14 protein-coding genes are annotated in these 15177 nt (G+C 43.4%); all 14 read right to left on the bottom strand.

The window, feature by feature from the left end; genetic code table 11:
- Positions 1 to 146: 146 nt before the first annotated feature.
- Positions 147 to 1403 carry an adenosylhomocysteinase gene (locus tag REC12_RS12900; protein ID WP_308895056.1) on the bottom strand — a complete coding sequence of 419 codons (1257 nt, stop codon included), beginning with the start codon at positions 1401 to 1403 and terminating at the stop codon, positions 147 to 149.
- Between the two features lie 84 nt (positions 1404 to 1487).
- The gene (locus tag REC12_RS12905; protein WP_308895057.1) at positions 1488 to 2138 is read right to left on the bottom strand and encodes a class II aldolase/adducin family protein; all 651 of its coding nucleotides are present in this window, start codon (positions 2136 to 2138) and stop codon (positions 1488 to 1490) included.
- Positions 2139 to 2222: 84 nt separating this feature from the next.
- Complete coding sequence (locus tag REC12_RS12910) at positions 2223 to 2816, bottom strand: HD domain-containing protein (RefSeq protein WP_308895058.1); 594 nt, start codon at positions 2814 to 2816, stop codon at positions 2223 to 2225.
- Positions 2817 to 3264: 448 nt separating this feature from the next.
- Positions 3265 to 3582: a TusE/DsrC/DsvC family sulfur relay protein gene (locus REC12_RS12915; RefSeq protein ID WP_308895059.1), complete on the bottom strand. Its 318-nt coding sequence runs from the start codon at positions 3580 to 3582 to the stop codon at positions 3265 to 3267.
- A gap of 96 nt (positions 3583 to 3678) precedes the next feature.
- A complete protein-coding gene (gene dsrP, locus REC12_RS12920; protein ID WP_308895061.1) occupies positions 3679 to 4839 on the bottom strand; it encodes a sulfate reduction electron transfer complex DsrMKJOP subunit DsrP in 1161 nt (386 codons plus the stop codon).
- Positions 4832 to 5638: a sulfate reduction electron transfer complex DsrMKJOP subunit DsrO gene (gene dsrO / locus REC12_RS12925; protein WP_308895063.1), complete on the bottom strand. Its 807-nt coding sequence runs from the start codon at positions 5636 to 5638 to the stop codon at positions 4832 to 4834. The genes dsrP and dsrO overlap by 8 nt, the downstream gene beginning before the upstream one ends.
- Entirely contained in the window at positions 5635 to 6090 is a 456-nt protein-coding gene (gene dsrJ / locus REC12_RS12930; RefSeq protein ID WP_308895066.1) for a sulfate reduction electron transfer complex DsrMKJOP subunit DsrJ, read from the bottom strand. The genes dsrO and dsrJ overlap by 4 nt, the downstream gene beginning before the upstream one ends.
- Positions 6090 to 7706 (bottom strand): sulfate reduction electron transfer complex DsrMKJOP subunit DsrK, encoded by a 1617-nt coding sequence (gene dsrK, locus REC12_RS12935; RefSeq protein WP_308895071.1) that lies wholly within the window; start codon positions 7704 to 7706, stop codon positions 6090 to 6092. Before dsrK ends, dsrJ begins: the two co-directional genes overlap by 1 nt.
- Before the next feature lie 6 nt (positions 7707 to 7712).
- The gene (gene dsrM, locus REC12_RS12940; protein WP_308895073.1) at positions 7713 to 8714 is read right to left on the bottom strand and encodes a sulfate reduction electron transfer complex DsrMKJOP subunit DsrM; all 1002 of its coding nucleotides are present in this window, start codon (positions 8712 to 8714) and stop codon (positions 7713 to 7715) included.
- A 17-nt stretch (positions 8715 to 8731) separates the two neighbouring features.
- Positions 8732 to 9313, bottom strand: a complete 582-nt coding sequence (locus REC12_RS12945) for an RsbRD N-terminal domain-containing protein (RefSeq protein ID WP_308895075.1) — start codon at positions 9311 to 9313, stop codon at positions 8732 to 8734.
- Between the two features lie 445 nt (positions 9314 to 9758).
- Positions 9759 to 11624, bottom strand: a complete 1866-nt coding sequence (gene htpG, locus REC12_RS12950; RefSeq protein WP_308895076.1) for a molecular chaperone HtpG — start codon at positions 11622 to 11624, stop codon at positions 9759 to 9761.
- Between the two features lie 130 nt (positions 11625 to 11754).
- Positions 11755 to 12189 (bottom strand): YaiI/YqxD family protein, encoded by a 435-nt coding sequence (locus REC12_RS12955; RefSeq protein WP_308895078.1) that lies wholly within the window; start codon positions 12187 to 12189, stop codon positions 11755 to 11757.
- 2 nt (positions 12190 to 12191) lie between these two features.
- Positions 12192 to 13031, bottom strand: coding sequence for a CvfB family protein (locus tag REC12_RS12960; RefSeq protein WP_308895080.1), 840 nt, complete (start codon positions 13029 to 13031; stop codon positions 12192 to 12194).
- A 163-nt stretch (positions 13032 to 13194) separates the two neighbouring features.
- Positions 13195 to 14889, bottom strand: a complete 1695-nt coding sequence (locus REC12_RS12965) for a sigma 54-interacting transcriptional regulator (RefSeq protein ID WP_308895081.1) — start codon at positions 14887 to 14889, stop codon at positions 13195 to 13197.
- Positions 14890 to 15177 lie beyond the last annotated feature (288 nt).

Genomic DNA, 15177 nt, shown 5'->3' on the forward strand with positions numbered 1-15177 from the left:
CGACTAAAATTCAGATAGAGTTAAAATTCCACCTGAATCAAGTCTTCTTTAGTCAGGAAAAATTCAGCCCTAAAACACTCATTCCTCTCAACTAAAAAACACCGTTAACAAAAACGGTGTTTTTAGCGTTTTTCAGGCAATGAGGTTTAAATCTCTTCAGGACTCCAGGAGGCGAGGTAGCCTTTTTGTTCCTCAGTTAAAGTGTCAATGGCTAAACCAAGGGATTGAAGTTTTAGCAGCGCTACTTTCTCATCAATCTCAGTATTCACTTGATAAACACCAGGTGTCAGCTTGTCATAGTTGGAAACGACATACTCAAGCGACAGGGCCTGAAGAGCAAAGGTCATATCCATAACTTCGGCGGGATGTCCATCTCCCGCGGCCAGGTTGACAAGACGACCCTCAGCCAGCAAATACAGCTTTTGACCGCTGGGTAGTTCGTATTCGGTAATATTCGTGCGAGCCGTACGCTCCGAAAGGGCAATTTCTTTGAGTTGAGCTACATTTACCTCAACATCAAAATGACCGGCGTTGCAAAGAATTGCTCCGTCTTTCATGACAACAAAATGCTCTTTATTGATAATACTGGTATTGCCCGTAACCGTTATAAAGAAATCACCAAATCTAGCTGCTTCAGACATGGGCATGACTTCAAAGCCATCCATCAAGGCTTCATTGGCTTTGATCGGATTGATTTCACAAATTATGACCCGGGCGCCTAAACCCTTGGCTCTCATGGCCACACCTTTACCGCACCACCCGTACCCGGCAATAACCGCAGTTTTACCGGCCACTACCAGATTTGTCGTGCGCATAATTCCATCCCAGACGGACTGCCCTGTGCCGTAGCGGTTATCAAAGAGATATTTACACTGGGCATCATTAACCGCTATCATGGGAAATTTAAGAACTCCGTCTTTCGCCATCGAATGCAGCCGCAAAACACCTGTCGTCGTTTCTTCAGCTCCGCCCTTAACTTTCTTGAGCAGCTCAGGGCGTGTTGTATGGATTGTTGAAACAAGGTCTCCTCCATCGTCAATAATAAAGTCCGGCTCAGTATCAAGAGCCCGCTGAAGATGCTGTTTATACTCCTCATCCGTCGCATTGTACCAGGCATGGGCCTCTATCCCTTGTTGCACGAGAGCAGCCACAACATCGTCCTGAGTTGAAAGCGGATTGCTGGCAACCACAGTTACTTTCGCGCCCCCTGCTCTGACTACCTGAGCTAAATAGGCTGTTTTAGCTTCTAAATGCAGACAGATTACTACATTTCGGCCGGCAAAAGGCTTCTTTTGCTCAAATTCCTGACGAACCATATTCAGAACTTGCATTCTTGGCGCCACCCAATCAATTTTGTTCTGTCCTAAGGGTGCTAAAGCTAAGTCTCGAATGGTTGATTGCATACATTCATACCCTCTTTCTATTTCTAAGACTATATTATACTCTATTTCTCAACCTTTTTACTATCGACGAAATAATTGCTCAACTCATCTCTGCCCATAGACGTTAAGGTAAAAATTTCTCATTCCTGCAATATCTTCTGCCGAAAGCTCCACGGCTCCCCCTACAAGCTGAGCAAAAATAATGATCTGCGCCGATTTTTCAACAACTTGGCAGACTTTGAGAGCTTCATCCAAGTCCCTGCCAACCCCCAGCATCCCATGATTGGCAAGCAATACCGCATTTCTGCCTTCTAAGGCTTTCACGGCCTTAGCTCCCAGTTCCGGCGTTCCAGGCAGAGCATATTCGTTAACCCGGACATTCCCGCCGACAATTTGGACTAAATCTTCAATGGCACCGGGGATTTCCTTGCGCGCAACGGCCAGAGAGGTGGCGTAAGCACTGTGGGTATGAATGATAGCCTGCACATCCTGACGGGCAAGATAAATCGCTAAATGCAGAGGTAATTCAATGGAAGGCTTTCTTTTCCCATTAAGGATATTCCCGTTAAAATCTGCAATAACAACATCTTCAGCCGTCAAAGTGTCATAATTCATGCCCGAAGGAGTGATCGCCAAACAATTTTCCGAAGGAATTCGACAACTTATATTGCCCCAGGTCCCTACTGTTAAACGCGTCGCCAAAATCTCATTTCCTTTTTCAACAATTTTTTGGCGAACGGCCATAAGGTTATCCATTTGATTCTCCTTTTAAAATTTCAAAGTAAATTTTATCTATTGACGAAGATTTTAATTATTTTATATTGCCCCAAAGAAACATAATTAAAATCTTTTTAAATAACCCTTTTCAATGGAATCCTCAATGATTTCTTGAACTAATTCCCAAAGCTCAGGCACCGGTTCTTTCAAGAGCTGATTTCGCTTCCAAACATTTTGGCTGGTAATTCCAGGTTTTTGCCAAGTGTGTCCGAAAGTATTGTAATTCAGAAGCAAGGGCTGTAAGCGATCAAGGCTTGCGGCATAGCGTGCTTCAGGCGTTTCCACAGCCTCAAATTCTTGCCATAAATCCATAATTTCTTGAGCCTGATCGGAGGGAAGAAGATTAAATAATTTGTCGGCAGCCTTTTGCTCACGCTCCAGCTTATCGAGATTACCTTTTTCATCATAGCAAAAAGTGTCCCCGGCGTAAATTTCCACAAGGTCATGGACAAGCAGCATTTTTAGAACTCTTAGAGTATTTAACGCTTCAGCTGAGTATTCAGTCAGTAAGACAGCCATGACAGCAAGATGCCAAGAGTGTTCGGCGTCATTTTCTTGCTCCTCGGTCCCGATTACAACATTCTGTCTGAAAATCCTTTTTAAACGATCAATCTCAACAATAAATTCAATTTGCTGTTTTAACCTTGGGTTTTTCAAAGCAGACACTCCTCCAGTGAGATAGTTCCCTGATTAAGATAGTTTAACTAGTCCGGCTGCCCTTGTCGAAATCCAGGCGCTTATAGCAAAACAAACCAGAACTTTATTATTCTACGTCGTTTTCTCGAATTCCTGCCCATACCAGGAATATCTGACTATAAAGAGAACTCGTCTGAAACCCGAAGACCAGTTTTTAGCAGTTCAAAATAGACAACGTTGTCTATTTTGGGATATGCCTAAACCCGACACTCCGACATAGAGTGGAGGGACTTTAAGGGACCCCGGTAAGTGACACAGTTTGTACCTCTGATGACAGTCTAAAAGTATCAACGAAGGTATACCTACCAACTGTACGAAAAAGAGCCGATCACTGATGTGATCGGCTCCCAAGAGGTCAAACTTGTCATTAGCATTCTAAGCTAATGTGTACTGCAAAACATGTTGGTGATTACACGCAACCTGTTGGTTTTGGCAAACCAGCGATTTTACAAGCTCCCTTCCCAGGACCAGCAGGGAAGAGTTCATAAATTTTCTTTTGATCATAGCCGGTGTCTTTGCACAATTTACGAACCATTGGTGATACACCGAATTGATCATAGTAATCTCTGAGGTAGTTGATTACTTTCCAGTGTTCTTCGGTAAGGTCTGAAACTTCCTCGGTGCTGGCAAGAGCCTTAGCAACATCCTCAGTCCATACTTTATGATCCTCTAAGAAACCATCTTCATCCAATTCTACGCTTAAATCCCCTACAACAAGTTGAGCCATTTTAAATTATCCTCCTTCATGAGTTTATAAAATTGATATTGTTGAGCTTAGACTACAAACAGTCTACTCAAACAAGTATCAATAAACCTAACATTTTTAAGCTTGAGCTTGTTCACGTACCGCAATGACCACTTTATAAAGAAGTGTGACTATCAGGGCACCAATTGCGTAGATCGCTAAAACGATAGAAATTTCATTGGCTGTTGGGAAATATTCTACCACACGATCAAAGGAATTGGGAACAAATCCGGCAAGAATTAGAACAATTCCTTTGTCAATCCAGTTAGCAAGGTAAATTGCCAGAAGGGCAACAGGCAGTAAAACCGGACTTTTCCGCGTCGGGAAAATCAACAAAGCAATGCCCAGGAGAGCGAGAACAGCGGCTGTCCACATGAAAGGCACTAAACTAGTATGTCCGTCTAAGCCGACGAAGATATACTTGAATGAGGCCATTTCCTCTGGAATATGACTATAGAACGCTGTAAAGACTTCACACAGGTAGAAAAAAACGTTGGCAATCATAGCATAACGGATAATTTTAACAAGAGACGGTATAGCAATCCGATCCGGATCAGGATCAAATTTGCTGACCTTGCGCACAATTAAGGCCAAAATTATTAAGAGAGACGGACCGGCGGCAAAAGCGGAGGCTAGGAAGCGGGCAGCCATGATGGCCGTTAGCCAAAAATGCCTTCCCGGCAAGCCGGCGTATAAGAAGGCCGTCACTGTGTGAATACTGAAAGCCCAGGGAATTGACAGATAAATGATCGGTTTCACCCACTTCGGGTAATGAACTCCCTTTCGCTCCGCACCCAGTGTTGTCCAACCAACGATGATGTTAATGGCAAGATAACCACACAATACACACATATCATAAAACATGACCGAGTGCAACTGCGGATACAGAAGAACGTTTAAAATACGCATTGGTTGCCCTACGTCCACAAAGATGAACAGGATACACATGATCACGGCGCCAACTGCCAGGAATTCACCTAAAATGACCATTCTGCCAAAGCGTTTGACATCGTGCAGATAATAGGGAGTTACCAGCATAACAGCAGATGCGGCTACACCCACCAAGAAAGTAAACTGAGCAATATACAACCCCCAGGAAACATCGCGGCTCATACCTGTAAGACCAAGACCGTAATTAAACTGTCTCATATAGGAGAAGAAGCCGACAACGATGACAGCAAGCAAGAAAATTATCCAAATCCAATATTTCTTACTGCCTTTCAGAACTTTCTCAAGCATGCTCCTCACCTCCTACCAAGTAATAAACACTCGGTTGGGTTCCCACGTTTACTTTACGGCGGATAGTAAAGCGCGTGCTGACGATTTTACGAACTTCTGAATTAGGATCATCCAAATCACCGAAGATCAGCCCACCATTGGAAGCCTCCACGCAAGCGGGCTGCAAGCCTTTTTCCAGACGCTCATAACAGCCTAAGCATTTTTCCACAACCCCTGGAGTTCTGGTAGGAAAATCAGGGTTAAAGGTTTTAATAAAGGGTCTGGGATCTCTGAAATTGAAACTGCGTGCGCCAAAGGGACAGGCACCCATACAAAATCTACAACCGATGCAGCGGTGAAAGTCCATGGTTACGATCCCGTCAGGACGTTTAAAGGTTGCACCTGTAGGGCAAGCTCTTACACACGGCGGATTCTCACAGTGATTGCAAGTTATCACAAAAGGGAGTTTCTTAAAGTTCTCATCCAAATATTCATTATCCGAATCCGAATCGGCAAAGGTGTGTTCGAAGTCATCTTGCCAAATCCACTTTATCTCATCCTTCGGATTACCGAAGTCCGGGATGTTATGAATTGAATCACAGGCCTGAATGACCCGGGTAAAGTCGTCTTCAGACTTGAATTTACTCATGTCGACAACCATGGCCCAATGCTTTATAGTCACAGCATCCTTAGGGGTTTCGAATTCAGACGCTGCTTGAACCTTTTTACCCTTAAATCCAGTGATTACAACGGAACCTCCAAGTCCCAGAGCAGTTAAAGCTCCGGCTCTCCTTAAAAATTGACGTCTATTGATGCTCATTGATTCGCCCCCCCTGGTTCATTATGGCAACTCCAGCAGGTTGGCTTAACGGATGCATAATTATGGCATGTGACGCAGAATTGATCGGACGAATTTACTGCCGGGTTACTCGCTCCTGTTGTATTTGTCGCGGGATTACTCACACCTGAAGCAGTTGGTGTAATGTTGTTCGCATAGTGACACTTTGTGCAGGTATCGATATTAATGTCAAAGGATTTTCCCTGACTATTGACGTAAACCGTCTGACCGTCACGCACATAGGCGTCTCTCCACTGATTGAGAAGCTGCATATGATTCGCTCTCATATAAGCTGCCGATTCCACGCACTGACTATTTGCAGGAAGGTTTAAGACCGGACCGGCGTTGGCTTTACCCAAATTATAGAAGAAAGGAATCGCTAGAATGGCGACAAAGACGACAAGCGCAGCAATGATTCTTCCGCCTTTATACATTAGTCATTGCCCTCCTTTCCCGGTAAATCATCACCACGTAAATCCATGGTTCTTTCTTTCTCACCTTTCATGACCAGAGCGTTAGCTAGTAACTCATGTGTCCCCGCTACACCGACTCCGGGAACCCAGTAATCCATCAGGGCCGGAAGGGCAGCCCGGTCAACGGCACAGATATTTGCCAGCATATTAACTCCATGTTTCTCATGGACGTACCTCACAGCATTAGCCCGCGGTAAACCGCCTCTCATCCGCTCTTCCATATTCTCCGTTGCGTTTAGACCAGCACCGCTCCCACAGCAGAAAGTCTTTTCTCTGATCGTGTTTTCGGGCATCTCGAAGAAATTATTGCAAACAGATTTAATAACATACCTTGGCTCTTCAAAAAGCCCCATACCTCTGGACGGATTACAAGAGTCATGAAACGTAACTCTGAGGTGGTCGTTTCTGCTCGGGTCTAATACCAATTTATTGTGTTTGATAAGATCCGCTGTGAACTCTGCAATATGGACCATCTTTGTGGATTTCGCATTTTCAAACCTCGTACCGGTGATTGGGGAAACAGGCACCTCAAGAAAATCAGTAGGACCATTCCAGGTATCCATATATTGATTCATGACACGCCACATATGGCCGCATTCTCCGCCAATGATCCATTTAACCCCCAGTCGTTTTGCTTCGGCATAAATCTTGGCGTTTAGTCTCTTGGCCATATCGTTCGAGGTGAAAAAGCCAAAGTTACCTCCTTCAGATGCATAGGTACTCCAGGTGTAGTCCAAACCAAGCTCGTGGAAAAGCATCAGGTACCCCATGCACGTATATATTCCGGGGTCACCTTGATAGTCTCCCGATGGAGTAACAAAGAGAATCTCCGCCCCTTTTCTGTTAAAGGTAGGATTCACTCTGATTCCGGTCAAATCCTCAATATCATCAATCATCGACTCAATGTTGCCTTTGAGGGCATGGGGCTCAATACCTAAGTGATTACCTTTGGCATAACAGGCTGCAACCGGACCGGCAATCCAGTTAATATTTAAGCCCAATAAATTAAGCAGTTCTCTTCCCATCATGGTTAATTCCGCCTGGTCGATACCATAAGGGCAAAAAACCGAACAACGTCGACATTCCGTACATTGGAAGAAGTAATACCACCATTCTTTTAAGACATCAACTGTGAGTTCTCTTGCCCCGGCCAAACGTCCTAAGATTTTCCCGGATTTCGTAAAGTATCTCTTATATACTGATCTCAACAGTTCCGCCCTAAGCACCGGCATGTTTTTAGGATCACCCGTACCAATGTAAAAATGACATTTGTCAGCACAGGCGCCGCATCTCACGCAGATATCCATAAACAATTTAAAAGAACGGTACTTACTTAATCTTTCTTCAATGCCATCTAAAATTATTTTCTCCCAACCATCCGGCAGTTTCCAATCTTCATCCTCGGGAGACCATTGCCTGGCATTTGGAAAACCTACTGTCAATAAATCTTTCTCTTTTGCACTCCACGGAAAGGTAGCCGGCTTAAACTCTACTGGAGTATCCATCCAATCCTTCGCCGGAGGGTTATAATTGATTTGCGCTAATTCTCCAGGCTTAGGAAGTTTATATTTCGCCATCCACGATCACTCCTTTTCCACCGGTATACCAGCTTTTTTCATTTTTTCTCGGAATTCATCCTCGTACTCAGCATAGCTATGGAACTCTACAGCAGGATTCCAGGGATTTATATGACGAACCATGCGGTTATTGCTGATCATGTTGCGGGTTGGGCTGAGGAAAATACCGCCCATATGCATCAGCTTACTTGTTGGAAAATACACAAAGAGACTGCAGACCAAGAATAAGTGCACATAAAAAATCGCACCCACTCCGGTTGGAAGCACGGGATGAAGCATTGCTAAACTCAAGGCCAATTCTTTAACTGAAATAATGTCAACCTTGTAAAAATAGCGCATTAATATTCCTGAACAGGCAATGCTGAAAATTAAGAGCAACGGAAAATAATCTGCGGGCTGAGAAATGTATTTGACTTTCGGAATTACAATTCTGCGCAAGAAGAGGAAAGTAATGGCTACGATAAACAACAAGTCCGTAATATAAATCGGCGGCAAACCAATTTGCAGCATGCTATCCACGCTGTCTACAACCTGTACCGCTGAAGGAATAGGTTCTAAGAAAAATCTCAGGTGGCGGAAAATAATGATCAGAAACGACCAGTGAAAGACCAAGCTCCCCAACCAAAGCCATTTTGCCGAGCCGTAGGCTAACTCCGGCCCTTTAGCACCTTCCCTTAATTCAGTCTTTAAGTTTCCAAACAATGAGCGAAACAAGAGTACTTCTAAAGCCATTCTTACAATGACACCAAAGGCAGACGTTGGATTCTGTATCTTATCCTGTTTGATCCAAGGAAGAGATTTTTGCTGACCGCCCGTTGTCGGAATTCGAAAGGGAACCGGAGAACGCCCCCACTTTACAACACGACAGATGAATCCACCTACAAACAGGACAAAGGCCAGATACGGGATAACAATCCCAAAAACAAAGTGTAAATTTACTATACTCCCACCTATTGCGGCGACAAGGATAAGAACGATTACTGCGAGGAAAGAATAAAAGGCTTTCACTCTACGACCTCCTTCCTTTAAATATTAAATTTTAATTCTTTGCGCTCAACTTCCTGAGCGGGATTTTGGGGCTCACCCTCTTGATCTGGGATCTCGTACATTAAATTTGCCTTTTTGAGTAGTGTGAAGGTCATTCGCTTGAGTTCTTCCGTCTTGATCGTATTGAGTTGTTCCCGACAGCCTGAATATATATCAAAGGCAAAAAGGGCCAGATCATCAATTTGGGATTCAAACTTTAAAAGTTCTTCATAGATCTGGTTTTGCCTGATTTCCTTCCCCAGTTCTTCTCTTATGACTTTTTTAAGCATAAAAATAAAGCTCACTGCTTTAGACGGGGAAAAATCTTGAACCGCCCGGACTCGAATAATATCATCAAGAAACGGCATGCCCTCGGTAAAGTCTTTTCCTTCCAGCAGCGCTGTAAAAAGTTCGTCTGTCCCGACAGTAATCGTATGACCTACAGGATTTTGGAACCTATCCTTTTGCTTGCGCAACATACCTGCCGGATCGTTGGGATAGGTGTTTAATATTTCGTCAAACCACTTCGAGACAAGCACAGATTTCTTTTGCTCCAGAAAGTCTTTAAGCATTGAGTCCATGATGACCACTCCTCGCCGTAATTTTGCTTAAGACAATTGAGTCGATGCCGAATGGCGCATGTTTTCCATCCAACACCGACCTTCCCCCTTAAACGTCTTCATATTAATTGACTCTCCAAGTTTAGCTACCAGGGGCGAATGGCTGTTAACCATCTGAATTCAGAGATATTTTACTATTCGGATTGTGTTTGTTCTTATTATCACTTTCAGTTTAAGGACTTTTGACGTGCTTGTAAAATTCTTATTCCTAATTGTACTATTAGATAATTACATAGTAATATAAGTCTAAGCATGGCATAAACAGGGATTTAAGGCTGTCTTCCCCTTTGCTTTGCTATTTCAAAAGCATTTTCCATAGTGATATTTAATACCCAAAGAGAAAGAACACGTTAATTGAAGTGTCCTTTCTCTTTGACCAAAGCTATCTAAACAGTTTAGCTTAAATTTATTGACTGAGAGCTCGTTCTAAAATTTCATTAAGCCTGTTAACCATGCTTCTGGGGTCTAAAATAAGTCCGGCGGCAATCTGAGCATTCTCAAAGATTTGCTCTGCGGCAACTTTGGCGAAAGTGTCTTCTTTTACCCTGGCTTCATCTAATCGTTTAATCATCGGATGTGCCGCGTTGATTTCCAAAACGCTGGGACCGACGCTGTTAATATCTTTATTCATCAACTGCATCATGCGCTGCATGCTATTGGTTCCATAAGGGCTTAAGACAACAGCCGGACTATCAACCAGGCGTTTCGATTCCCGCACCTCAGTGACTTTAGATCCTAAAACTTCTTTAAGCCAACCCGTCAGGGCCGCCACATTTTCCTCAGACAGGGCCTGTTGGCTTCTTTCCTTTTGTTCTTTATCGACAAGGTCTAAATTTGCTTCATCGGCGGAAACCAGACGTTTTCCGTCATACTCCCCGAGGGTGCCAAAAATATAGTCGTCGATGGCAGCATAAGTATAAAGAACTTCCAAGCCTTTATCGCGGAATATTTCCAGATAAGGCCCGGATTCTATCACTTCGCGTGATGGGCCGTTGACATAATAAATAGCCGTTTGCCCCTCCTTCATGCGCGAAACATACTGGGCCAGAGAAATCAATTCCCCCTGCTCCGTATTGGATGATTCAAATTGCAACAGTTTAACTAAGTCATTGCGGTGTGTGAAGTCATTAGCAGCCCCTTCTTTAAGGAAGAGGTTAAATTTGCCCCAAAACGTTTTAAACTTTTCGGGTTCTGAAGTAGATTGAGCTTCAAGGAATTTGAGGAAACGGCTTGTCACCACTTTGTTGAGTTTCCCAATCAAGGCGCTGTCTTGCATGGTCTCACGGGAAATATTCAAAGGAAGCTCTTCGCTGTCGATAACACCCCTCAAGAAGCGCAGCCACTCGGGTAAAATTGCCGTTGATTTCTCTTGAATCAAAACTTTTTTGCAGTAGAGATTTACTCCCGGCTCCATTCGGCCAAATCCAAATTGTTCGATATTTTCTTGGGGGACAAAGAGCAAGGTGTTGATATTTAAAGGAGCATCGGAAGAAAAATGCAACCTGAAAAGCGGCTCATCATAGGCGTTCGCAATGAACTTATAAAATTCATTATAATCGCTGTCGCTGATTTCGTTTTTGTTTTTTGTCCACAGCGCGTCGACGGTGTTTACTTTCTCACCGTTGACGTAGACCGGGTAAGGCACAAAACTGGAATATTGTTTAATAACCCGCTGTATGGTTTCAGCCTTGGCAAAGTCATAAGCATCCTCTTTCAGATGGAGAACCATCTTCGTGCCGCGTTTTAAGGCTTCACTTGGTTTTATGGTATAACTCCCCACTCCATCGGATTCCCAGATTAAACTATCTCCCTCCGGCGAAAAAGTTCGAGTGTACAGGGTCACTTTCTCCGCAACCATAAAGGCGGAGTAAAATCCCACCCCGAATTGTCCGATAAGATTTAAATCTTTTTGATCCCCTTTAGCGCTTAAATGCTGGATAAATTCCTTAGAGCCGGAATGAGCAATCGTGCCTAAGTTTTCGACCAGTTCATCTCTAGTCAGGCCAATCCCTGTATCGCTAATTGTTAAGGTGTGATTCTCCTCTGAGGTTTCAATGTGAATTTCGAGAGATAACTCTTTATCATAAACATCTTGGCCTGTCAATTGGATGTAACGGAGCTTTTCCATAGCATCTGCGGAGTTAGAAATAAGTTCCCTCAGAAAAATCTCCCGCTCAGTATAAAGAGAGTGAATGACAATGTCCAATAATTGCCGAATTTCTGTTTGAAATTCCTTTGTTTCCACTACCGTACTCACTAGATGACCCTCCATTTAAAAATATTGCTTAAGGAGACTATTGCCAACAGTCTCCTTCTTTAGTTTAATCAATTTTGCCTAAAAGTGCAAAGCTTTATATTCGTTTTTAGGCCTTTTATCCGGGATTCACAGAGGAAAATGGCTTTTATACTTCGTCAAGCATTCGCTGCAAAAGAACCTCAAACTGACGATCATCTTCTGTTTTCCGCTTGTGAGGTCCTTTGGTTCTCCCCCCGCTGCGGCGATATTTTGCTTTGATCTCTCGCTCTTCCAATAAAAACTCAATGGTTTGATTGCTGAATTCTCTGCCCAGCGGATTTAAGCAGCGAACGCCTTTGCCCAGCAGCATAGCTGCCAGTCCCCAGTCCTGTGTCACAGCAATATCACCTGTTTGAGCGAGATTCATCAAACGCATGTCTGCCTCTTGCGAAGCATTGCCGACAATTACGTGGTGATCCGACTGAATATTGTGGTTAAAGCTCGCAACTGTCCAGACTTTAAGTGCATGATTTCCAGCAAGCTTACGGCAAATCTGCAGAACAGACTTTGGACAGGCATCAGCATCGACAATAATTTTCAAAACTACCTCTTCTCCCTTAAGCCATCTTCCGCCTTTACCACCTTATTCTCCTTCAGCAATTTGCCTAGCGCCCTTTTAAAGGCCGCCTTACTCATCTTAAGCCGATTTTCGATTTCCAGAGGATTGCTTTTATCGTTCAAGGGCAAAAAACCCTCTGCATTCCGGATTCCTTCTAAAATCGCCTCTGAGTCTTTGTCCATTTGGAGATAGGAAAGTTCTCTGGGAGAAAGATCCAGCTTTCCATCATCGCGAACTCGAATCACCCGAGCTTCGATCCGGTCACCCTCGTGCAGTTCTTTAAAACATTCGTTGTTGGGGATCATACCAAAATACTTGTTATCTACGGCCACAAAAACACCAACGGCCAGATTTATACGATAAACCACTCCTGCGACTTTGTCGTTTTTTTGATAGGGCGAATTCGTTGTTAAGTACTCGTAAACCTCTGTTGTAGCGCACAATCTTTGACTTTTATCTAAATAAACTTTGACCAAGTAACTCTTGCCTACCTCAATCGGAAATTTCTGTTCCTGAAAAGGCAGGAATAACCCCCGTTCCAGACCTATATCAAGAAAAGCTCCAATTCTAGTTCTGGCGTTAACTTTAAGATAAGCTAAGTCGCCCACCAAAGCTAAAGGTCTTTGACGCGTGGCAATTAAACGTTCTTCGGAATCCCGATAGATGAAAACTTCAAGAACCTCTCCTTCTTGAGCACCCTCCGGAACCTGTTTGATCGGCAGGAGAATATTGTCACTCCTTATTCCCGTTCCGGCATCTAAATAGGCGCCAAACGAGGTGAAATTATTAATTTTCAGTTGATTTAGTTTACCAATTTCAATCACTATCAGAACTCCTTCGCATTAAAGAACCGTTAGGATTAACGGTCTTTTCTTAACAGTTAAGACCATTATATACGCAAGACGAGCAGGAGACAAATTTAGCTTACCGCTGCTGCGACTATTAAATAGGAACATTATTTATTTGCCCCTTCTTTGACATTCTTTTTTAGGACATCGTTTTAAGTTTATTATAAAGAGTAGCTAAAGAAATTTTTAAGACCTTGGCCGCTTCTTTTTTCCCTTCCACAGAATTGCCGTATTGTCTTAAAGCTTTTTGGATCATTTGTTTTTCCAATTCCTCTAAAGGTATAATTTTTTCCACCATCGGCTCATGATCATTAATCGTTTGCGGGGTAATAAAATTAAGAATATGTTTATGGGTGATGATTTCCCCTTCCACAGAAACCATGGCCCGCTCAAGAACATTTTGAATTTCCCGGATATTTCCCGGCCAATTATAATTCATTAGCATGTCTTCCGCTTGCGCAGTTAAACCTGTTACATGTTTGCCGAACTTGCGGTTAAATTTAAGGATAAGAGATTGAACATAGGCCGGTATATCTTCTTTATGCTTCCGCAGAGGCGGAAGCCGCAGCTCCAAAACATTCAGCCGGTAATACAAGTCATCGCGAAATTCTCCCCGTTTGACCATTTCGAGCAGATTGCGATTGGTCGCGGCAATCACCCGCACGTCTACTTTTATAGTTTGAGTCCCCCCCACACGTTCAAATTCCATTTCTTGCAAAACACGCAATAGTTTGGCTTGCAAATAGGGATTCATATCTCCAATTTCATCTAAAAAGATGGTCCCGCCATTTGCCAACTCCATTTTTCCCAGTTTGGTTTTCGAAGCTCCGGTAAAAGCACCCTTTTCATGTCCAAAAAACTCGCTTTCTAAAAGCGTCTCGGGGATTGCAGCGCAGTTGACCTTAATAAACGGCTTGTCCCAGCGCAGACTTGCCCCATGAATAGCATGAGCAAATAATTCTTTGCCTGTACCGGATTCCCCGGTGATTAGAATAGTCGAGTTGCTTTTAGCCGCTTTGCGCGCAAAGTCAAGAGCACATTCGAACTCCGGATGGCTGCCTATTAAATCATCAAACGTATAGGAGCTTGTAGAAATTTGGTTGATTCGGCTTTGCAGCTCATAAATTACTTGATTGGAAGCTCGTAATTGCTCCATTAATTTATAAATATCCGTAAGGGGCTGGAAGACAACAACCGCACCTGCCATTTTGCCATCAACCACAATCGGCGCAGAGTTGGAAATCACTTCAACATTGGTCCCTCCAACCAGAGCACGATGGGCAAAAACCGGTTCGTGCGTTCGCAGGGAACGGGCTAAAGCTCCGCTAGGGGAAACCTCAAAAATATTGTTGCCTATTCTTTGCCCGGCCGGAATCGAGGTCACCCGGCAAAAGGATGGGTTAACATACTTAATTTTCCCGTCTATTCCGGCAACTTCTATAGCTTCCTGTACAGAGTTCAGAATCGCATCCAGTTCTCCTTTATAGCGGCGGATGTCCGCCAGCTTTTCTTTCTCTTCGATTATATGCATCATCAAATTAGCGCCTTGTGCTTCAATGACCGTTGTTGCTGCCCTTTTACTGCGTTTCAACTCCAGCTGAACACTTTGAACTCCGGTCGCCTCAATAATAACGTCCAAATTTTCCACTTTTAAAAAATCCTCCAGGGAAATACAGGTGGGAACACCGTCGACTGTAGCTATTTCCATACCGGAGGTGTTGACAAGATCGCAAACCATGCCGATTTCAATATGCTCGATCCCCCGCAAAGTTTTGTAAATAGTTGATCCGCCTCGCCCCATTCCCACGATTCCGACTCTAACCTTATAGGCCATAGCTAAACCTCCCCAAGAGATTTTAAGCTCTTTAATAATGTTTTTTAATTATTAGAAATATTCGCCATTAAAGCTAAAATTCCTACTTTTATTCTAACCTTTAGAACTTAATAATTTAGACTCAATCTTTTCTGCCTTTCCGGACGGCCCTTTAAACAGGGGCGCGGCATACAGTATTCTTTTAATTTTTCTCTTGTCAGATCTAAGATAACGTGATAAATTAAGAATATATTGGATGGAGCAATGACGCTCTTCTTGAAGATTTATTGATAATCTTTAAGAGGGGAG

This window comes from Candidatus Desulfosporosinus nitrosoreducens, from assembly GCF_030954495.1.
GTDB classification, from domain to species: Bacteria; Bacillota; Desulfitobacteriia; order Desulfitobacteriales; family Desulfitobacteriaceae; genus Desulfosporosinus; species Desulfosporosinus nitrosoreducens.

Excerpts from the sequence above, each read along its gene's own strand:
- REC12_RS12915 (WP_308895059.1), bottom strand. The coding sequence starts at position 3,582 with ATGGCTCAACTTGTTGTAGGGGATTTAAGCGTAGAATTGGATGAAGAT.
- htpG (WP_308895076.1), bottom strand. The coding sequence starts at position 11,624 with ATGGAGGGTCATCTAGTGAGTACGGTAGTGGAAACAAAGGAATTTCAA.
- REC12_RS12945 (WP_308895075.1), bottom strand. The coding sequence starts at position 9,313 with ATGGACTCAATGCTTAAAGACTTTCTGGAGCAAAAGAAATCTGTGCTT.
- REC12_RS12900 (WP_308895056.1), bottom strand. The coding sequence starts at position 1,403 with ATGCAATCAACCATTCGAGACTTAGCTTTAGCACCCTTAGGACAGAAC.
- REC12_RS12965 (WP_308895081.1), bottom strand. The coding sequence starts at position 14,889 with ATGGCCTATAAGGTTAGAGTCGGAATCGTGGGAATGGGGCGAGGCGGA.
- dsrP (WP_308895061.1), bottom strand. The coding sequence starts at position 4,839 with ATGCTTGAGAAAGTTCTGAAAGGCAGTAAGAAATATTGGATTTGGATA.
- dsrJ (WP_308895066.1), bottom strand. The coding sequence starts at position 6,090 with ATGTATAAAGGCGGAAGAATCATTGCTGCGCTTGTCGTCTTTGTCGCC.
- dsrO (WP_308895063.1), bottom strand. The coding sequence starts at position 5,638 with ATGAGCATCAATAGACGTCAATTTTTAAGGAGAGCCGGAGCTTTAACT.
- dsrK (WP_308895071.1), bottom strand. The coding sequence starts at position 7,706 with ATGGCGAAATATAAACTTCCTAAGCCTGGAGAATTAGCGCAAATCAAT.
- REC12_RS12905 (WP_308895057.1), bottom strand. The coding sequence starts at position 2,138 with ATGGATAACCTTATGGCCGTTCGCCAAAAAATTGTTGAAAAAGGAAAT.